The following is a 517-nucleotide window of genomic DNA, read 5'->3' as shown; positions in this document are numbered from 1 at the left end:
TGAAGTTAAAGGTCTTGATCGGAAATACTTTTATTATGTAGGACGTGTAAAAGATTCCGACTTCTTTGGTATGGCACAAGCTCAACGTGGGGACGTGTACAACAAGAAGCTCTTCATCTTTGAAGATCCGCTTTCCTGTATGTCAGGTTTCCATGTTTTATCCGCTTATACAACTGCAACCACAATCAAACCTGCTTTTGTTTCTTTGCCTAATGGCGCTGGAAGCATGGCATCGGTTATGTCTCGTAACCGAGAGTTTCTTAACACATTCGATGAAATCGTTATCTGTATGGATAATGACAAAGCGGGTGAGGATGCTCTCGTCAAAGGTCGTGCATTATTTCCTCAAGCCAAGTTCGCTCGTATCCCAAAAGGTACGTTTGATTTTCATGGCGTAGAGAAAGAAATTAAAGATGCGAATGATCTGTTATTAGCTGGTCGTGGTCAGGAGTTGTTCAACATTCTCAAGTTCTCGGCTCGGCGTGAATCCCCTGCTGGAGCAGTGAGTGTGTTTGTT

1 protein-coding gene is annotated in these 517 nt (G+C 43.1%); it reads left to right on the top strand.

The window, feature by feature from the left end; genetic code table 11:
- Positions 1 to 517 (top strand): toprim domain-containing protein (locus N1032_RS27910; RefSeq protein WP_259543994.1); only part of this gene is annotated, 517 nt, incomplete at both ends.

The organism is Herbiconiux daphne (genome assembly GCF_024979295.1).
In the GTDB taxonomy this organism is placed as follows: Bacteria; Actinomycetota; Actinomycetes; order Actinomycetales; family Microbacteriaceae; genus Herbiconiux; species Herbiconiux daphnes.
Note: the sequence above shows the minus strand (reverse complement) of the source record. Positions and strands in the feature narration are given on the sequence as shown.